A 14,279-nucleotide genomic window follows, 5' to 3' on the forward strand; every position below is an offset into this window, starting at 1 on the left:
AATTTAAAGCAAATGACAATGAAAAGAAATACGATTTTATCAGCGATAACCGGCGCGACCCTGCTGCTGTTCGTAGCAGCTTGCAGCAACAGCGACGACAACACCAACGGCAACAACAACGAGCCGAAAGAACCGACACAAACGGTTCAGTTCAGCTTTACCGACGAAGACTTTGGCGAAGACGAAACACCGACACGTGCAGGCACGGCAGAAGCCAAACCGCAGATCGTAGACTTAGGCGATTGCGAGGCCGAGATCAGCGTAGAGAGCGAGCCGGCTGTTAAGAAGACCCGCGGCGCGCAAACCCCGGCCAACGGCCACTACACCATCCGCGCCTACCAAGGCGGAACCCTCAAAGGCGAAATGAGCGGTACCTTCAGCGGCGGAACTTTTACGCCCGATGTAGCGAATAAGGGCAGCATAAAATTAGCTCACGGCACCTACGACTTTATAGCATTCAACGACGACATTATCCCATCGGGCAATGACCTGACCGTAGCAAAAGACAAAGCCGGCACGGCGATGATCGGATTCGCAAATGCCGAGCATATCAACCAAAATCCCAACCAAACCATTAACTTCACCATGAAGCATGTGGGCGCCCGCCTGCGCACCCAGTTCGTTTGCCAAAAGCACATCCCCGAGAACATTACTGCCACGCTCGAGCAAACGGCAGCCAATGTGATTCCTACGAGCATAGCCTATAATCCCGCGACGAAAACCTATACGGCTACCAACGGCGCCATGACAGCAGAGGCCAGCAACTCGCCCGCCAGCACCGAAACTAAATATACAGCTTCATTCTATGGTAAGTTCTATTCTTACACTTCGACCAGCGATTATCATTACTTCCTTCCCACTACCGAAGGCAGCAAACTGAAACTCACCGGCATCTCGGCCGGCACCGTTTTTTGGAAGCCCATTCCCACCTTTAACGTTGCATCGCTCAATGCCTCGCTTCAGATGCAATCGAACAAATCGTATGTCGTCAAGATCAAACTCAAACCTAGCTTTACCTACCTGATGAGCGACGGAACCACCGGATTCTTTAAAGACACCACCCTCGGCGGCGGCACGAAAACGCCCATAGGGCTTGTGATAGGTAATAATCGAGCCATTGCATTGAACTGTGCAGATGGGAATAACAAAAGTCTTCTTTGGCTTGCTCCCAGCGGCGGATGGTGGCATGGTCATAACAATAGCAAGGTCATAAAGTTTACGGAAATCCTAGATGCATATAACGATATGGATGGTTATAAATACACCTGGGAGGCAAGCGGCAGCTACGATAACACAACTATCAAGGCCAACGAGAAGGACAAGTACCCCGCCTTTTACTATGCAGGCCATTATGGCGACGAACTGGCTGCTGCCGGCATAACAGTAAGCGGTAATTTGGTAGGTAGGAAATGGTATATGCCAAGTGTCGGTGAAATTGAAGATATGCATACTACTTTGGTATTTGGGGAAGTAGATTCAGAGAGTTATGGAGGGAAATACTACTTCGCATATACCGACTTAATCAATCAGGCTGTTACTCGAGTGGGTGGACAGTGGTACCTCGATACTTCGTTTTATGGTCCAATTTCTACAGGGCACACCAGTACGGAATATTATGATGACAGATTGGGATTGCCCATAGCGAGTGCTCCCCATAATCGCTTTTATTTCAACTTCTCATCTACCTATTGCAGGATCTGGCGAGACTTCGATGTATCACGGGCAAGCTTAGTCCGCCCCATCATCAAATACCAAGACTAAAAAAGCAGTGGCGGCAGAATAGTCTGCCGGCATAAAAACACCTGTTTGGTCAAGACAGAATAGTCTGCCGGCACCCCAGAACAGAAAATACTAAAAACGGATAGTGCCAAAGGGCGCAAGAGGGACGCGCTCCACAAAGCCCGGCGGCACGCGCACCTCTCAGTCGGTAAACTTCGCCGGCCTCGACTATAAGCCTTTCGGTAAGGGAACCTATTCATCGAAATTCTCTTTATTCGCGGCTACACGCGAGGTAGATGTGGAATACTCCGAGGTAGGCAATAGGTATCGCATCGCCGACAACTGGACGAAGGGATACCCCTTGGCTTTCAGTCCAGACGGCTCGAAGGTAACGGTCTATCCCACGACCATGGAGACGGGCTACAAGCATCCGCGCTTTGGCATGGTGAGCGTTACCGACCAGGGCAGCACCTACAATGAGGGCACCAAGACCTTCACCTTTAATTTTAAGTTCACGGTAGCGGCAGGTGTATTTGGAATATACCAGGAGACCCTGATATTGAAGTGATAGGTCTGGAAACAGAGATTTCTCTCTCGCATGTAAATGAACCACGGCCCTTTCCGGTCGAGAGGGCCTTGCAAGAGACTTTTAAATAAGATTACATGCGATACCTTTATCAGGTTGTCCTCTTCGGGGGACAGCCTTTTTCTTGTCGGATATCGTTTCGGGGGAACCTGCTGGCCGTTTCTCATAAAGCGAAATGCCCGATATGATTTCACGAAATCGCCGATTTCGTCGTTCAATCTCGCCGATTTCGTCGGACGATTTCGCCGATATTGTAAACCGGGAAGCGGCTTCCGGAAATGAGAAAAGAAAAAAGGAACCACATGAGTGATTCCCTTGAGCGCTCCAGGATGGGCTTGAACCAACGACCCCCTGATTAACAGTCAGGTGCTCTAACCAACTGAGCTACTGAAGCTTTTTGCCAATTGCGGTTGCAAAGGTAAGGCGTTTTTCTGAATCCACCAAACATTTTCGAGTTTTTTTTCGGCTTATCGCTAAAATACAATAAATTTTCAGGACTTTTAGCGGGAATGTGCCCTTATATTGTTACATTTGCAACTGATATGAAGAAACTACTGTTCTGCCTGCTTCTGGTGGGTGCGATGCCCGTGGGGGCACAAGAAGATAAGGATCACAACCTCGATGTGGCGAAAAACCTGGATGTGATGAATGTCATCTACAAGTATCTCGACATGATGTATGTGGATACGCTGGATGCCAATGAAGTGGTGGGCAACGGCATCAAGTCGATGCTCAAGAGCCTCGACCCCTATACCGTCTATTATTCCGAGAGCGATGTCAACGAGCTCCGCACGATGATTACGGGCAAATATGTGGGTGTGGGCATGCTCATCCGCTGGAATTTCCAGTTGCAGAATGCCGTGGTCGACGAGCCTTATGAGAATACTCCCTCGGCCGAGGCCGGCCTGAAGAAGGGCGATGTCATCGTGAGCATCGACGGCGAGCCAATGAAAGGTAAGGATACCAAATATGTGAGCGAGCGCCTGCGTGGAGACGCGGGCAGTACCTTTGAACTGATGGTGCGCCGTCCTTCCACGGGCAAGCAGATGAAGTTCAAGATTACCCGCCGGTCTATCTATCAGACTCCCGCCGTGCCTTACTACGGCATTCTGGAAGGCAGCGTCGGATATATCAATCTGAGCGGCTTCGTGGAGAACAGCGCCAAGGCCGTGCGCCGTGCGTATGTGGAGATGCGCCAGAAAAGCATCAAGGGACTCATCGTCGACCTGCGCAACAACGGTGGCGGATCCGAGCAGGAGGCGGTGGACATCGTGAACATGTTCGTGCCCAAGGGCAAGCTCGTGGTCTCCAACCGTGGAAAGCTGAAGCGCGCCAACCATGACTATATCACCAGCATGGAACCCATCGATACCGTGATGCCCCTCGTGGTGCTCGTGAACGGAAACACGGCATCGGCCAGCGAGATTATGAGCGGTGCCCTGCAGGACTTCGACCGGGGTGTAGTCCTCGGTACCCGTACCTATGGCAAGGGTATCGCGCAGATGACGCTCGACCTGCCCTATAACGGACAGCTGAAGCTCACCACCAACAAATGGTATACGCCCAGCGGACGCTGTATCCAGGCCATCACCTACAAGCATGCCCGAGGCGGCTCGACGGTGCAGAAGTCGGACTCCACGGCCAAGGTGTTTCTCACGGAACACGGTCGTGAATTCAAGGATGTGGGCGGCATCGTGCCAGACATAGAGGTAAAGGCCGACTCGCTGCCGAACATCGCCTACTATCTGGCTGCGGCCGTAGACTCGAATGAAGTGCTGCACAACTATGAGGTCGACTATATCGCCAAGCACCCTACGATAGCGCCGGCGGGGGAGTTCTGCCTTTCCGACACGGATTATGAGGAGTTCAAGCGGCGGGTGATGGCCAGCGACTTCAGGTATGACCGTGAGAGTGAGAAATATCTTAAGAACCTGAAGGAACTGGCCAAGTTCGAGGGTTATTACGATGAAGCCAAGGCCGAGTTTGAGGCTCTGGAGAACAAGCTGAAGCACAATGTGGCTAAAGATCTTGACTACAACAAGCGCTTCATCAAGCATATGATAGAGAACGATATCGTGGCAGCCTACTATTACCAGAAGGGTAGCATAGAGAATTCATTGCGCGACGACAAGCAGGTGGCCGAGGCCTTGAAACTGCTCAATGATGAGGCAAAATACAGGGAAATCCTGCGGCCGAAGAAGAAATAAGGAACGATAAGTGATGAAAGTTGCGTTTTTTCTTGGATTATTCGGAAATTATGCGTACTTTTGCATCGTTCAGTGGAATGAGGGGCTCCGGGAGAGCTCCTCATTCTATTTTAAATGAAATTGTATGATAGACAAGAAAGTCATAGAAAGGTTAGTAGATGAATGGTTGGCCGACAAGGACTATTTCCTTGTGGACATTGAAATCAGCACCGACGACAAGATCGTCGTAGAGATCGATCATGCCGACGGCGTGTGGATCGAAGACTGTGTGGAGTTGAGCAAGTATATCGAAGACCACCTTAGCCGCGACGACGAGGACTTTGAGCTTGAAGTGGGGTCGGCCGGCCTGGGCCAGCCTTTCAAGGTTCCGCGGCAATATGTCAACTTCGTGGGCAAGGAAGTAGAGGTGCTGGGTGCCGACGGCAAGAAAGTAAGAGGCCTCCTGAAGAGCGTAGACGGCAACGACTTCGTGGTAACTACAAAAGAAAAGGTAAAGGTGGAAGGCAAGAAGCGCGCCGTGTTGCAAGATGTAGACCACCTCTTTCAAATGGATAAAGTGAAATATACTAAATACTTAATAAGTTTTAAATAAGCTATGGCAGCAAGAAAAAACGCAGAAGAGCAGGTGAGCATGATTGATACCTTCAAGGAATTTAAGGAAACCAAGAATATCGACCGTACGACTTTGGTAAGTGTACTGGAGGAAAGTTTCCGTAATGTGCTTGCTAAGATTTATGGCAGCGACGAGAATTTCGATGTGATTGTGAACCCTGATAAGGGCGACTTTGAGATTTACCGTAACCGCGTGGTTGTGGCCGATGGCGAGGTGGCCGACGAAAACAAGGAGATCAGCCTCACGGAAGCTCAGAAAATAGAGCCAGACTATGAGGTGGGAGAGGATGTCTCAGAACGCGTGAACTTCTCGAAGTTCGGCCGGCGTGCCATCCTGACCCTGCGCCAGACTTTGGCCTCGAAGATTCTGGAGCTGGAGCACGATTCCCTTTACAACAAATATAAAGACCGCGTCGGGCAGATCGTCGCCGGTGAAGTCTATCAGATATGGAAGCGCGAAGTGCTCCTCGTAGACGACGAGAACAACGAGCTGATTCTTCCGAAGGCAGAGCAGATACCCTCCGACCAGTATCGCAAGGGTGAAACCCTTCGTGCCATCATTGCCCGAGTAGACAATGAAAACAACAACCCGAAGATTATCCTGAGTCGTACAAGTCCTGTTTTCCTGGAGCGTTTGCTCGAGCAGGAAGTCCCAGAGATAGCCGACGGCCTTATCTCTATCAAGAAGATTGCCCGCATGCCGGGTGAGCGTGCCAAGGTGGCCGTGGAGAGCTACGATGAGCGCATCGACCCCGTGGGAGCTTGTGTCGGCGTAAAGGGAAGCCGTGTCCACGGTATCGTCCATGAGCTCTGCAACGAGAATATCGATGTGATCAACTGGACGGCTAATATCAAGCTCTTTATCCAGCGTGCCCTGAGCCCTGCCCATGTGAGCAGCATTAATATCAACGAGGAGGAGCGCAAGGCCGAAGTCTATCTGCAGCCGGAGGAGGTGAGTCTGGCCATTGGCCGGGGAGGTTTGAACATCAAGCTTGCCTCTATGCTGACCGAGTATACCATCGATGTGTTCCGTGATGTGCCGGAAGGTGAAGAGGAGGAAGATATCTATCTGGACGAGTTCTCCGACGAGGTAGACCAGTGGGTTATCGACGCGGTCAAGGCCATCGGTCTGGATACGGCAAAGCAAGTGATCAATGCTCCCCGTGAGATGCTGATAGAGAAGGCTGACCTTGAGGAGGAGACGGTAGACCATCTGCTGAATGTGCTTCGTGCAGAATTCGAGCAATAACAAAGTGTACCCCCTCAACCCAACAAACAACCAGTAAAAAAGTAATCAATGAGTATTAGATTAAATAAAGCAATCAAAGAACTGAACATAGGACTTCAAACGGCAGTTGAATTCCTTGAAAAGAAGAATCTCTCGGGCGATGAGACCCTCACGGCGAATACCAAGCTCACCGAGGAACAATATCATGCCCTGACGGAGAACTTCAAGCAAGACGCTCAAGTGCGCACGGAGGCTGAAAAGCTTTTCCAGAAGAAACAGCAAAAGGAGAAGAAACCCGTTGCGCAGCCAGTTGACCACAGTGGTGAGAGTCTGCTGAAATCAAAGCAGCAGTATAAGCCTCTGGGCAAGATAGACCTTGATGGTTTGGCAAAGAAAGAAAAGGAGATTGCTTCTCCCAAAGAAGAGGCTCCTAAGGAGAAGGTTGCTGCCGTTCAACCTGAACCTGAAATAGAGGTAAAGGAGGAAAAGCCGGTTGAGGTGGAGGTGTCAGCTCTGCAGCCAAAGGAAGAAGATTCGGTAAAGCCCGATGAGAAACCGTTGGAGGCTTCTGCTCCGATAATTGAGGAAAAGACTCCCGAGGTTCCTGTTCAAGAGAACGGAAAGCCCGAGGTCTATCAGCTGAAGAGTGAAAGGAAGATGCTTAACACGCCCAATCTGAATGTGTTGGGTAAGATAGACCTTGATTCCATTAATCAGAGTACTCGTCCGAAGAAGAAAACGAAGGAGGAGAAGCGCAAGGAGCGTGAGGAAAAGATTCAGCAGCAGCATTCGGGTAGTGAGAAGAAAAAGCGCCAGCGCATCGGTAAGGAGCGTGTGAATATCGATGCTGCGGCCAATGAGGCAAGCAACCGCAAGAACAATAAAGGCAAGAATGGCAATAAGGATAAGAATCGCAAGCGCAACCAGAAGTCGCTTGAGGTGGACGATGAGGCAGTAGCACGCCAGGTAAAGGAGACCCTTGCGCGCCTTACGAATAAGCAGAACCAGAATAAGAAAGGTGCCAAGTATCGCAAGGAGAAGCGCGAGGCAGTTCAGGAAAAACTGGATGCCGAGGCACGCGCAGAACGCAGGGAAAGCAAGACGCTGAAGCTTACGGAGTTCGTAACCGTAAGTGAGCTTGCTACCATGATGGATGTTTCCGTAACACAAGTCATCTCTACGCTGATGGGGGTCGGTATCATGGTGTCTATCAACCAGCGATTGGATGCGGAGACCATCAACCTCGTTGCCGAAGAGTTTGGGTTTAAGACAGAGTATGTAAGTGCAGAAGTCCAAGAGGCTATCAGCGTGGAACAGGATGACGAGGAAGACTTGGTCTCCCGCGCTCCTATCGTAACGGTGATGGGTCATGTGGACCATGGTAAGACCTCTTTGCTCGACCATATCCGTAATACGAATGTGATAGCCGGCGAGGCCGGTGGTATCACGCAGCACATAGGTGCCTACAGCGTTACCTTGAAGAATGGGCGTAAGGTTACTTTCCTGGATACTCCAGGGCATGAGGCCTTTACGGCCATGCGTGCCCGTGGTGCCCAGGTTACGGATATCGCCATTATTATCATTGCTGCCGACGACTCTGTGATGCCTACGACCAAGGAGGCCATCGCGCATGCCCAAGCGGCTGGTGTCCCGATGGTGTTCGCTATTAACAAAATTGATAAGCCGGGTGCAAATCCAGACAAGATTCGTGAGGACCTGGCCAATATGAACCTGCTGGTAGAAGAGTGGGGAGGCAAATACCAATGTCAGGAAATCAGCGCGAAAAAGGGTCTCGGCGTAGAGGAGCTGATGGAGAAAGTTCTCCTCGAGGCAGACATGCTGGACTTGAAGGCTAATCCTAACCGTAAGGCAACCGGCACGATCATAGAGTCTTCGCTCGACAAGGGGCGTGGCTATGTTTCTACGGTGTTGGTAAGCAACGGTACGCTGAAAGTGGGCGATATCGTCATTGCCGGTATTTCATGGGGGCGTGTGAAGGCTATGTTCAATGAGCGAAATCAGCGTATTGAATGTGCCAAGCCTGCAGAGCCCGCAATCATCTTGGGTCTGAACGGCGCTCCTACTGCCGGCGACGCATTCCATGTCTTGGAAACGGAACAGGAAGCCCGCGAAGTAGCCAATAAGCGTGAGCAGTTACAGCGTGAGCAGTCGCTGCGTACGACCAAAACGCTGGGCCTGGATGATATCTCGCATCGTATCGCGTTGGGCGAGTTCCATGAACTTAACATTGTTGTCAAGGGAGATACCGACGGTAGTATCGAGGCTTTGTCGGATTCGTTCATCAAGCTCTCCACGGAAAAGGTTCAGGTAAATGTGATCAGTAAGGCTGTGGGTGCTATTTCCGAGAATGATGTCATGTTGGCAAGTGCCTCAAGCGCGATTATCGTTGGATTCCAAGTGCGTCCTTCTGCCGATGCCCGTAAGGCAGCCGAGCGCGAAGGTGTTGAAATCAACACCTATTCTATCATTTATGACGCCATTGATGATATCAAGGCGACCATGGAGGGCTTGCTCGACAAGGTGAAGAAGGAAATCACGACGGGTGAAGTACAGGTAAAGCAGGTCTTCAAGATCTCGAAGGTGGGAACTGTTGCCGGAGGCTTGGTTATCGAGGGTAAGGTTCATGCCAAGGATAAGGCTCGTGTCGTGCGTGATGGCATCGTGATTCACACCGCTAATATTAGTGCCCTGAAGCGTTATAAGGATGATGTGAAGGAGGTAGTTACGGGTATGGACTGCGGTCTGAGCCTCGTCAACTTCAATGATATTCAGGAAGGCGATATCATTGAGACCTTCACGGAGATAGAGGTAGAGCAGAAACTTTAATGACATTGGAGGCTGCTGTTCAATGTGGCCCGATGTTTGCTATATCAGGAATAGGGTCAGTTGGGATAAACCGGCTGTCCCTATCTTATCTAAAATAGGTGATATAAATTATGCCAGAAAAGAATGAGTTTGTCAAGCAGGTTGCGGAACAGAAATATAAGTTCGGGTTCACAACCAATGTGCAAACTGAGATTATAGACAAAGGCCTGAACGAGGAGGTCGTCCGTGTGATTTCCCGAAAGAAAGAGGAACCAGAATGGATGCTTGAGTTCCGCCTGAAAGCTTTCAGCTATTGGAAGACTCTGCGACAGCCGACATGGGGGCATGTACATTTGCCGGAAATCGACTATCAAGCTATTTCCTATTATGCAGACCCTTTGGCCAAGAAACCCAAGAACAGGGAAATCGACCCGGAACTTGAGAAGACTTTCGATAAGCTTGGTATTCCTCTTGAAGAACGATTGGCACTCAGCGGGACGGCCGTCGATGCCATCATGGATTCCGTTTCGGTAAAGACGACATTCAAGGAGAAATTGGCGGAGAAGGGCATTATCTTCTGTTCGATAGGCGATGCCATTAAGAATCATCCGGAATTAGTAAGGCAGTATCTGGGAAGCGTGGTTCCCTATCGTGATAATTTCTTTGCCGCGCTCAACAGTGCCGTGTTCAGTGATGGTTCGTTTGTCTATATTCCCAAAGGGGTGAGGTGCCCGATGGAACTTTCAAGCTATTTCCGCATTAACGCCCGTAACACAGGCCAGTTTGAGCGTACGCTTATTATTGCTGATGATGATGCGTATGTCTCTTATCTTGAGGGCTGTACAGCACCGATGAGAGATGAGAATCAATTGCATGCTGCCATCGTGGAGATTATCGTAAATGACAATGCAGAGGTGAAATACTCCACCGTTCAGAACTGGTATCCCGGTGATGAGAACGGGAAGGGCGGCGTATTGAACCTTGTAACGAAGCGCGGTGATTTGAGGGGAGTAAATTCCAAGCTCTCATGGACACAGGTGGAGACGGGCTCTGCCATTACTTGGAAATATCCTTCCTGCCTGTTGCGGGGAGACTATAGTCAGGCGGAATTCTATTCCGTGGCGGTAACCAACCATTGTCAGGAGGCTGATACGGGTACCAAGATGATTCACATGGGAAAGAACACCAAGTCGACCATCATCTCAAAAGGCATCAGTGCCGGACGCAGCCAGAACTCCTATCGGGGTTTGGTGCGTGCGACGGCAAATGCGGATTATGCCCGAAACTACAGTTCCTGCGACTCCTTGTTACTGGGTTCTGACTGTGGTGCACATACATTCCCTTATATGGATATCCATAATGATACGGCGGTGATAGAGCATGAAGCTACCACTTCGAAGATTTCCGAAGACCAGCTTTTCTATTGCAATCAGCGGGGAATTCCTACCGAAGAAGCCGTGGGGCTTATCGTAAACGGCTATGCCAAAGAAGTGTTGAATAAACTGCCGATGGAGTTTGCCGTCGAGGCCCAGAAACTTTTGAGTGTTTCGCTTGAAGGCACGGTAGGATAGCTATGGGTTAGGAGATAACGACGATTGTATAGAACTTAAAAGGCTGGTTAGTGTCAGTTACTGATAAAACAAGAGAATCATTTGATAAATATAGATAACCATAGGATTCATGGAAAGCAAGGATGAACTCTTGACTCTTGACCCCTGTATCCTAATTCATAACTCTTTAAAGAATGTTAGAAGTAAAGAATCTACACGCAGAGATTGCAGGAAAAGAAATATTGAAAGGGATCGACCTGACGGTGAACGACGGAGAGATCCATGCCATCATGGGACCTAACGGTTCGGGAAAGTCAACTCTCTCTGCCGTGCTTACAGGCAATCCTCTTTATACGGTTACTGAGGGCAATGCCTCGTTTAATGGTAAGGATCTTCTCGCCTTGAAACCGGAAGACCGGGCTTGCGAAGGTTTGTTCCTCTCATTCCAGTATCCCGTAGAGATTCCCGGAGTGAGCATGGTAAACTTCATGAAGGCAGCCGTCAACTCCAAGCGCAAGTATCAAGGACTGGAACCCTTGAATGCCAGTGAGTTCATGAAGTTGATGCGTGAGAAGCGTCAGATAGTGGAACTCGACACCAAGCTCTCCCATCGCAGTGTGAACGAAGGCTTCTCCGGTGGTGAGAAGAAACGCAATGAAATATTCCAGATGGCCATGCTCGACCCACAACTATCCATTCTGGATGAGACGGATTCTGGCCTTGATGTCGACGCAATGCGTATAGTAGCCGATGGCGTAAACAAGCTTTTCACCCCACAGAAATCAATCATCGTGATTACTCACTATGATCGTTTGCTCGACATGATCAAGCCGGATGTGGTACATGTGCTTTACAATGGGCGTATCGTGAAAACCGCGGGTCCCGAACTTGCCAAGGAGATAGAGGCCAAGGGATATGATTGGATCAAGGAAGGAGTCGACGCTAAATATGGTAAATCATGAATAGCGAGAAGCAATATATTGATTTGTATAACGCTGCCAGCGGGATGATCAAGGAGCATTCTGCCATGGTCATGAATTCCGTGCGCGAGGAGGCGTTTGCCGATTTCCAGCGACAAGGATTCCCGACGCGCAAGGTTGAGCGTTATAAATATACGGATATGCCGAAACTCTTTGAGCCGGATTACGGCTTAAACTTGAACCGCCTTGAAATTCCTATAAACCCTTACGAGGTCTTCACTTGTGGCGTCCCGAACCTAAGCACCTCACTGTACTTCGTTGTAAACGACGCCTTTTATAACAAAGTGTTGCCTAAAGTCTCCCTTCCAATGGGAGTTGTCGTCGACAGCCTGAGTGCCGTCGCTTCGAGAAAGCCTGATTTCATCGCGAGGTATTATGCTCGGCTTGCCAAGACGGGCGAAGATGCGTTGACAGCCTTGAACACAATGCTGGCTCAGGACGGACTCGTGGTCTATGTTCCGAAGGATGTGAAGGTAGACCGGACGGTGCAGATTGTGAACATACTTCGTTCGGATGTCGACCTGATGGTGAATCGGCGTGTGCTCATCATCATGGAAGAAGGCTCGGAGGCAAAGTTGCTGTTCTGCGATGACAGTGCCGATGACCGCAACTTTCTTTCCACGCAAGTGATAGAGGTCTATGTCGGAGAAAATGCCACGCTTGATCTCTATTGTCTTGAGGAGACCCACGCGAAGAATCATCGCGTCAGCAATGTCTATGTGGAACAACAGGCAAACAGTCGGTTCAACCATAATGTCATCACGCTGCACAACGGCGTAACGCGCAATAAGCTCGACCTCGTGCTGAAAGGCGAGGGAGCCGAGTGCCGGGCGAATGGTTGTGTGATAGCCGACAAGACGCAGCATGTGGACAACAATACGCTCATTGATCATCAAGTGGGTCATTGTGAGAGCCATGAGCTTTATAAATATGTACTCGACGATAAGGCTACCGGAGCCTTCGCCGGTCGTGTCCTGGTCCGCAAGGATGCTCAGAAGACCATTTCCAACGAGGTCAACCAGAATCTTTGTGCCACTAAGACGGCACATATCTACACTCAGCCCATGCTTGAGATCTATGCCGACGATGTGAAGTGCTCTCACGGTTCCACGGTGGGGCAGTTGAACGATGCCGCCCTCTTTTATATGCAGCAGCGAGGCCTCGACCGTCAGGAAGCCAAGCTCCTGTTAGAGTTCGCCTTTGTCGACGAGGTTATAGACAATATTCGGCTTGAGCCCCTGCGCAATCGCCTGCATCATCTTGTGGAGATGCGGTTCCGTGGGGAGTTGAACAAGTGTGGTGCTTGTAAGTCGTGTAAATAAGATGAGGTGTAAGTCAGTCCGACCATGTATGATATAGAAAACATCCGTAAGGATTTCCCGATATTGAGTCGTCAGGTCTACGGGAGGCCTTTGGTTTATCTGGATAATGCCGCTACCACGCAAAAACCGCTGTGCGTGTTGGACGCGATGCGCGATGAATATCTGAATGTGAACGCCAATGTGCACCGTGGTGTGCATTGGATGTCGCAGCAGGCCACGGAGTTGCACGAGGCGGCGCGCGAGACCGTGCGCCGCTTCCTGCATGCGAAGTCTGTCTCTGAGATTGTCTTCACGCGTGGCACCACCGAAGGCCTGAATCTGGTGGCGTCGTCTTTCAGCGATGCGTTCATGACAGAGGGCGACGAGGTGATAGTCTCCGTGATGGAACATCACTCGAACATCGTGCCCTGGCAGCTTCTTGCCCAGAAGAAGAGCATTGTCCTCAAGGTCGTCCCGATGACCGACAGGGGAGAATTGCGGATGGACGGGTATGAGAGTCTCTTCAGCGAGAGGACGCGCCTGGTGAGCGTTACGCAGGTGAGTAATGTGCTCGGCACGATCAATCCCGTTGAGGAAATCATACGCGTTGCCCATGCGCATGGCGTGCCCGTGATGATAGATGGAGCACAGAGTGCCCCTCACATGTCGATTGATGTGCGGCAGATGGACTGCGACTTCTTCACTTTCAGCGGTCATAAGATGTATGGGCCTACGGGTGTGGGCGTGCTTTACGGCAAGGAAGAGTGGCTCGAGCGCCTGCCTCCTTATCAGGGCGGGGGCGAGATGATAGAGCGTGTAAGCTTCGATAATACCACCTTTGAGCGCCCGCCTCTCAAATTTGAGGCTGGGACACCTGACTATATTGCGACCCATGGACTTGCCACAGCTATTGACTATATGCAGGCTCTGGGCATGGAGGATATCCAGCGGCATGAGTGGGAACTCACCCGCTATGCCACCGAACGGCTCAAGGCCGTCGAGGGAATGCGTATCTTCGGTGAGGCGGAGCACAAGGATGCCGTCGTAAGCTTTCTGGTCGGGAACATTCATCCCATGGATATGGGAACCCTCCTCGACCGTCTCGGCATTGCTGTCCGCACGGGGCATCATTGTGCCCAGCCGCTCATGGATCGGCTGGGCATCCTCGGCACTGTCCGCGCGAGTTTTTCCCTTTACAACACGAAGGAGGAAGTTGATGCGCTGGTGGCGGGCATCGAGCGGGTTGCAAAGATGTTCTAACCCCTGGAAT

At 50.6% G+C, this 14,279-nt stretch carries 10 protein-coding genes and 1 tRNA gene; 10 read left to right on the top strand and 1 reads right to left on the bottom strand.

Annotated elements, in window-relative coordinates; genetic code table 11:
• The first annotated feature begins 18 nt into the window (after window positions 1-18).
• Window positions 19-1,761, top strand: coding sequence for a fimbrillin family protein (locus tag C7120_RS14075; protein ID WP_233247121.1), 1,743 nt, complete (start codon window positions 19-21; stop codon window positions 1,759-1,761).
• A 103-nt stretch (window positions 1,762-1,864) separates the two neighbouring features.
• On the top strand, window positions 1,865-2,287 hold the full coding sequence (locus tag C7120_RS12695; RefSeq protein ID WP_107622013.1) for a hypothetical protein: 423 nt from the start codon (window positions 1,865-1,867) through the stop codon (window positions 2,285-2,287).
• Window positions 2,288-2,625: 338 nt separating this feature from the next.
• On the opposite strand, the gene C7120_RS12700 is transcribed toward C7120_RS12695, so the two are convergent.
• Window positions 2,626-2,699 (bottom strand) — tRNA-Asn (locus tag C7120_RS12700).
• Between the two features lie 148 nt (window positions 2,700-2,847).
• Here C7120_RS12700 and C7120_RS12705 point away from each other — a divergent pair.
• The 8 genes from C7120_RS12705 (at window position 2,848) to C7120_RS12740 (ending at window position 14,269) form a co-directional block, all read left to right on the top strand.
• Window positions 2,848-4,512 carry a S41 family peptidase gene (locus C7120_RS12705; RefSeq protein ID WP_107622014.1) on the top strand — a complete coding sequence of 555 codons (1,665 nt, stop codon included), beginning with the start codon at window positions 2,848-2,850 and terminating at the stop codon, window positions 4,510-4,512.
• Between the two features lie 124 nt (window positions 4,513-4,636).
• Window positions 4,637-5,104 (top strand): ribosome assembly cofactor RimP, encoded by a 468-nt coding sequence (gene rimP / locus C7120_RS12710; protein ID WP_107622015.1) that lies wholly within the window; start codon window positions 4,637-4,639, stop codon window positions 5,102-5,104.
• A 3-nt stretch (window positions 5,105-5,107) separates the two neighbouring features.
• Window positions 5,108-6,373, top strand: a complete 1,266-nt coding sequence (gene nusA / locus C7120_RS12715) for a transcription termination factor NusA (protein ID WP_107622016.1) — start codon at window positions 5,108-5,110, stop codon at window positions 6,371-6,373.
• 48 nt (window positions 6,374-6,421) lie between these two features.
• On the top strand, window positions 6,422-9,199 hold the full coding sequence (gene infB / locus C7120_RS12720) for a translation initiation factor IF-2 (RefSeq protein WP_107622017.1): 2,778 nt from the start codon (window positions 6,422-6,424) through the stop codon (window positions 9,197-9,199).
• 110 nt (window positions 9,200-9,309) lie between these two features.
• Window positions 9,310-10,749, top strand: coding sequence for a Fe-S cluster assembly protein SufB (sufB, locus tag C7120_RS12725; RefSeq protein ID WP_107622018.1), 1,440 nt, complete (start codon window positions 9,310-9,312; stop codon window positions 10,747-10,749).
• 173 nt (window positions 10,750-10,922) lie between these two features.
• Window positions 10,923-11,690 (top strand): Fe-S cluster assembly ATPase SufC, encoded by a 768-nt coding sequence (gene sufC, locus C7120_RS12730; RefSeq protein ID WP_107622019.1) that lies wholly within the window; start codon window positions 10,923-10,925, stop codon window positions 11,688-11,690.
• Window positions 11,687-13,030, top strand: coding sequence for a Fe-S cluster assembly protein SufD (gene sufD, locus C7120_RS12735; protein WP_107622020.1), 1,344 nt, complete (start codon window positions 11,687-11,689; stop codon window positions 13,028-13,030). The genes sufC and sufD overlap by 4 nt, the downstream gene beginning before the upstream one ends.
• 24 nt (window positions 13,031-13,054) lie before the next feature.
• Entirely contained in the window at window positions 13,055-14,269 is a 1,215-nt protein-coding gene (locus C7120_RS12740; RefSeq protein WP_107622021.1) for a cysteine desulfurase, read from the top strand.
• Window positions 14,270-14,279 lie beyond the last annotated feature (10 nt).

This window comes from Prevotella sp. oral taxon 376 (genome assembly GCF_003043945.1).
Classification (GTDB): Bacteria; Bacteroidota; Bacteroidia; order Bacteroidales; family Bacteroidaceae; genus Prevotella.

Coding starts and splice junctions, on each gene's coding strand:
- C7120_RS14075 (WP_233247121.1), top strand. CDS start 19: ATGAAAAGAAATACGATTTTATCAGCGATAACCGGCGCGACCCTGCTG.
- C7120_RS12705 (WP_107622014.1), top strand. CDS start 2,848: ATGAAGAAACTACTGTTCTGCCTGCTTCTGGTGGGTGCGATGCCCGTG.
- rimP (WP_107622015.1), top strand. CDS start 4,637: ATGATAGACAAGAAAGTCATAGAAAGGTTAGTAGATGAATGGTTGGCC.
- nusA (WP_107622016.1), top strand. CDS start 5,108: ATGGCAGCAAGAAAAAACGCAGAAGAGCAGGTGAGCATGATTGATACC.
- infB (WP_107622017.1), top strand. CDS start 6,422: ATGAGTATTAGATTAAATAAAGCAATCAAAGAACTGAACATAGGACTT.
- sufB (WP_107622018.1), top strand. CDS start 9,310: ATGCCAGAAAAGAATGAGTTTGTCAAGCAGGTTGCGGAACAGAAATAT.
- sufC (WP_107622019.1), top strand. CDS start 10,923: ATGTTAGAAGTAAAGAATCTACACGCAGAGATTGCAGGAAAAGAAATA.
- sufD (WP_107622020.1), top strand. CDS start 11,687: ATGAATAGCGAGAAGCAATATATTGATTTGTATAACGCTGCCAGCGGG.
- C7120_RS12740 (WP_107622021.1), top strand. CDS start 13,055: ATGTATGATATAGAAAACATCCGTAAGGATTTCCCGATATTGAGTCGT.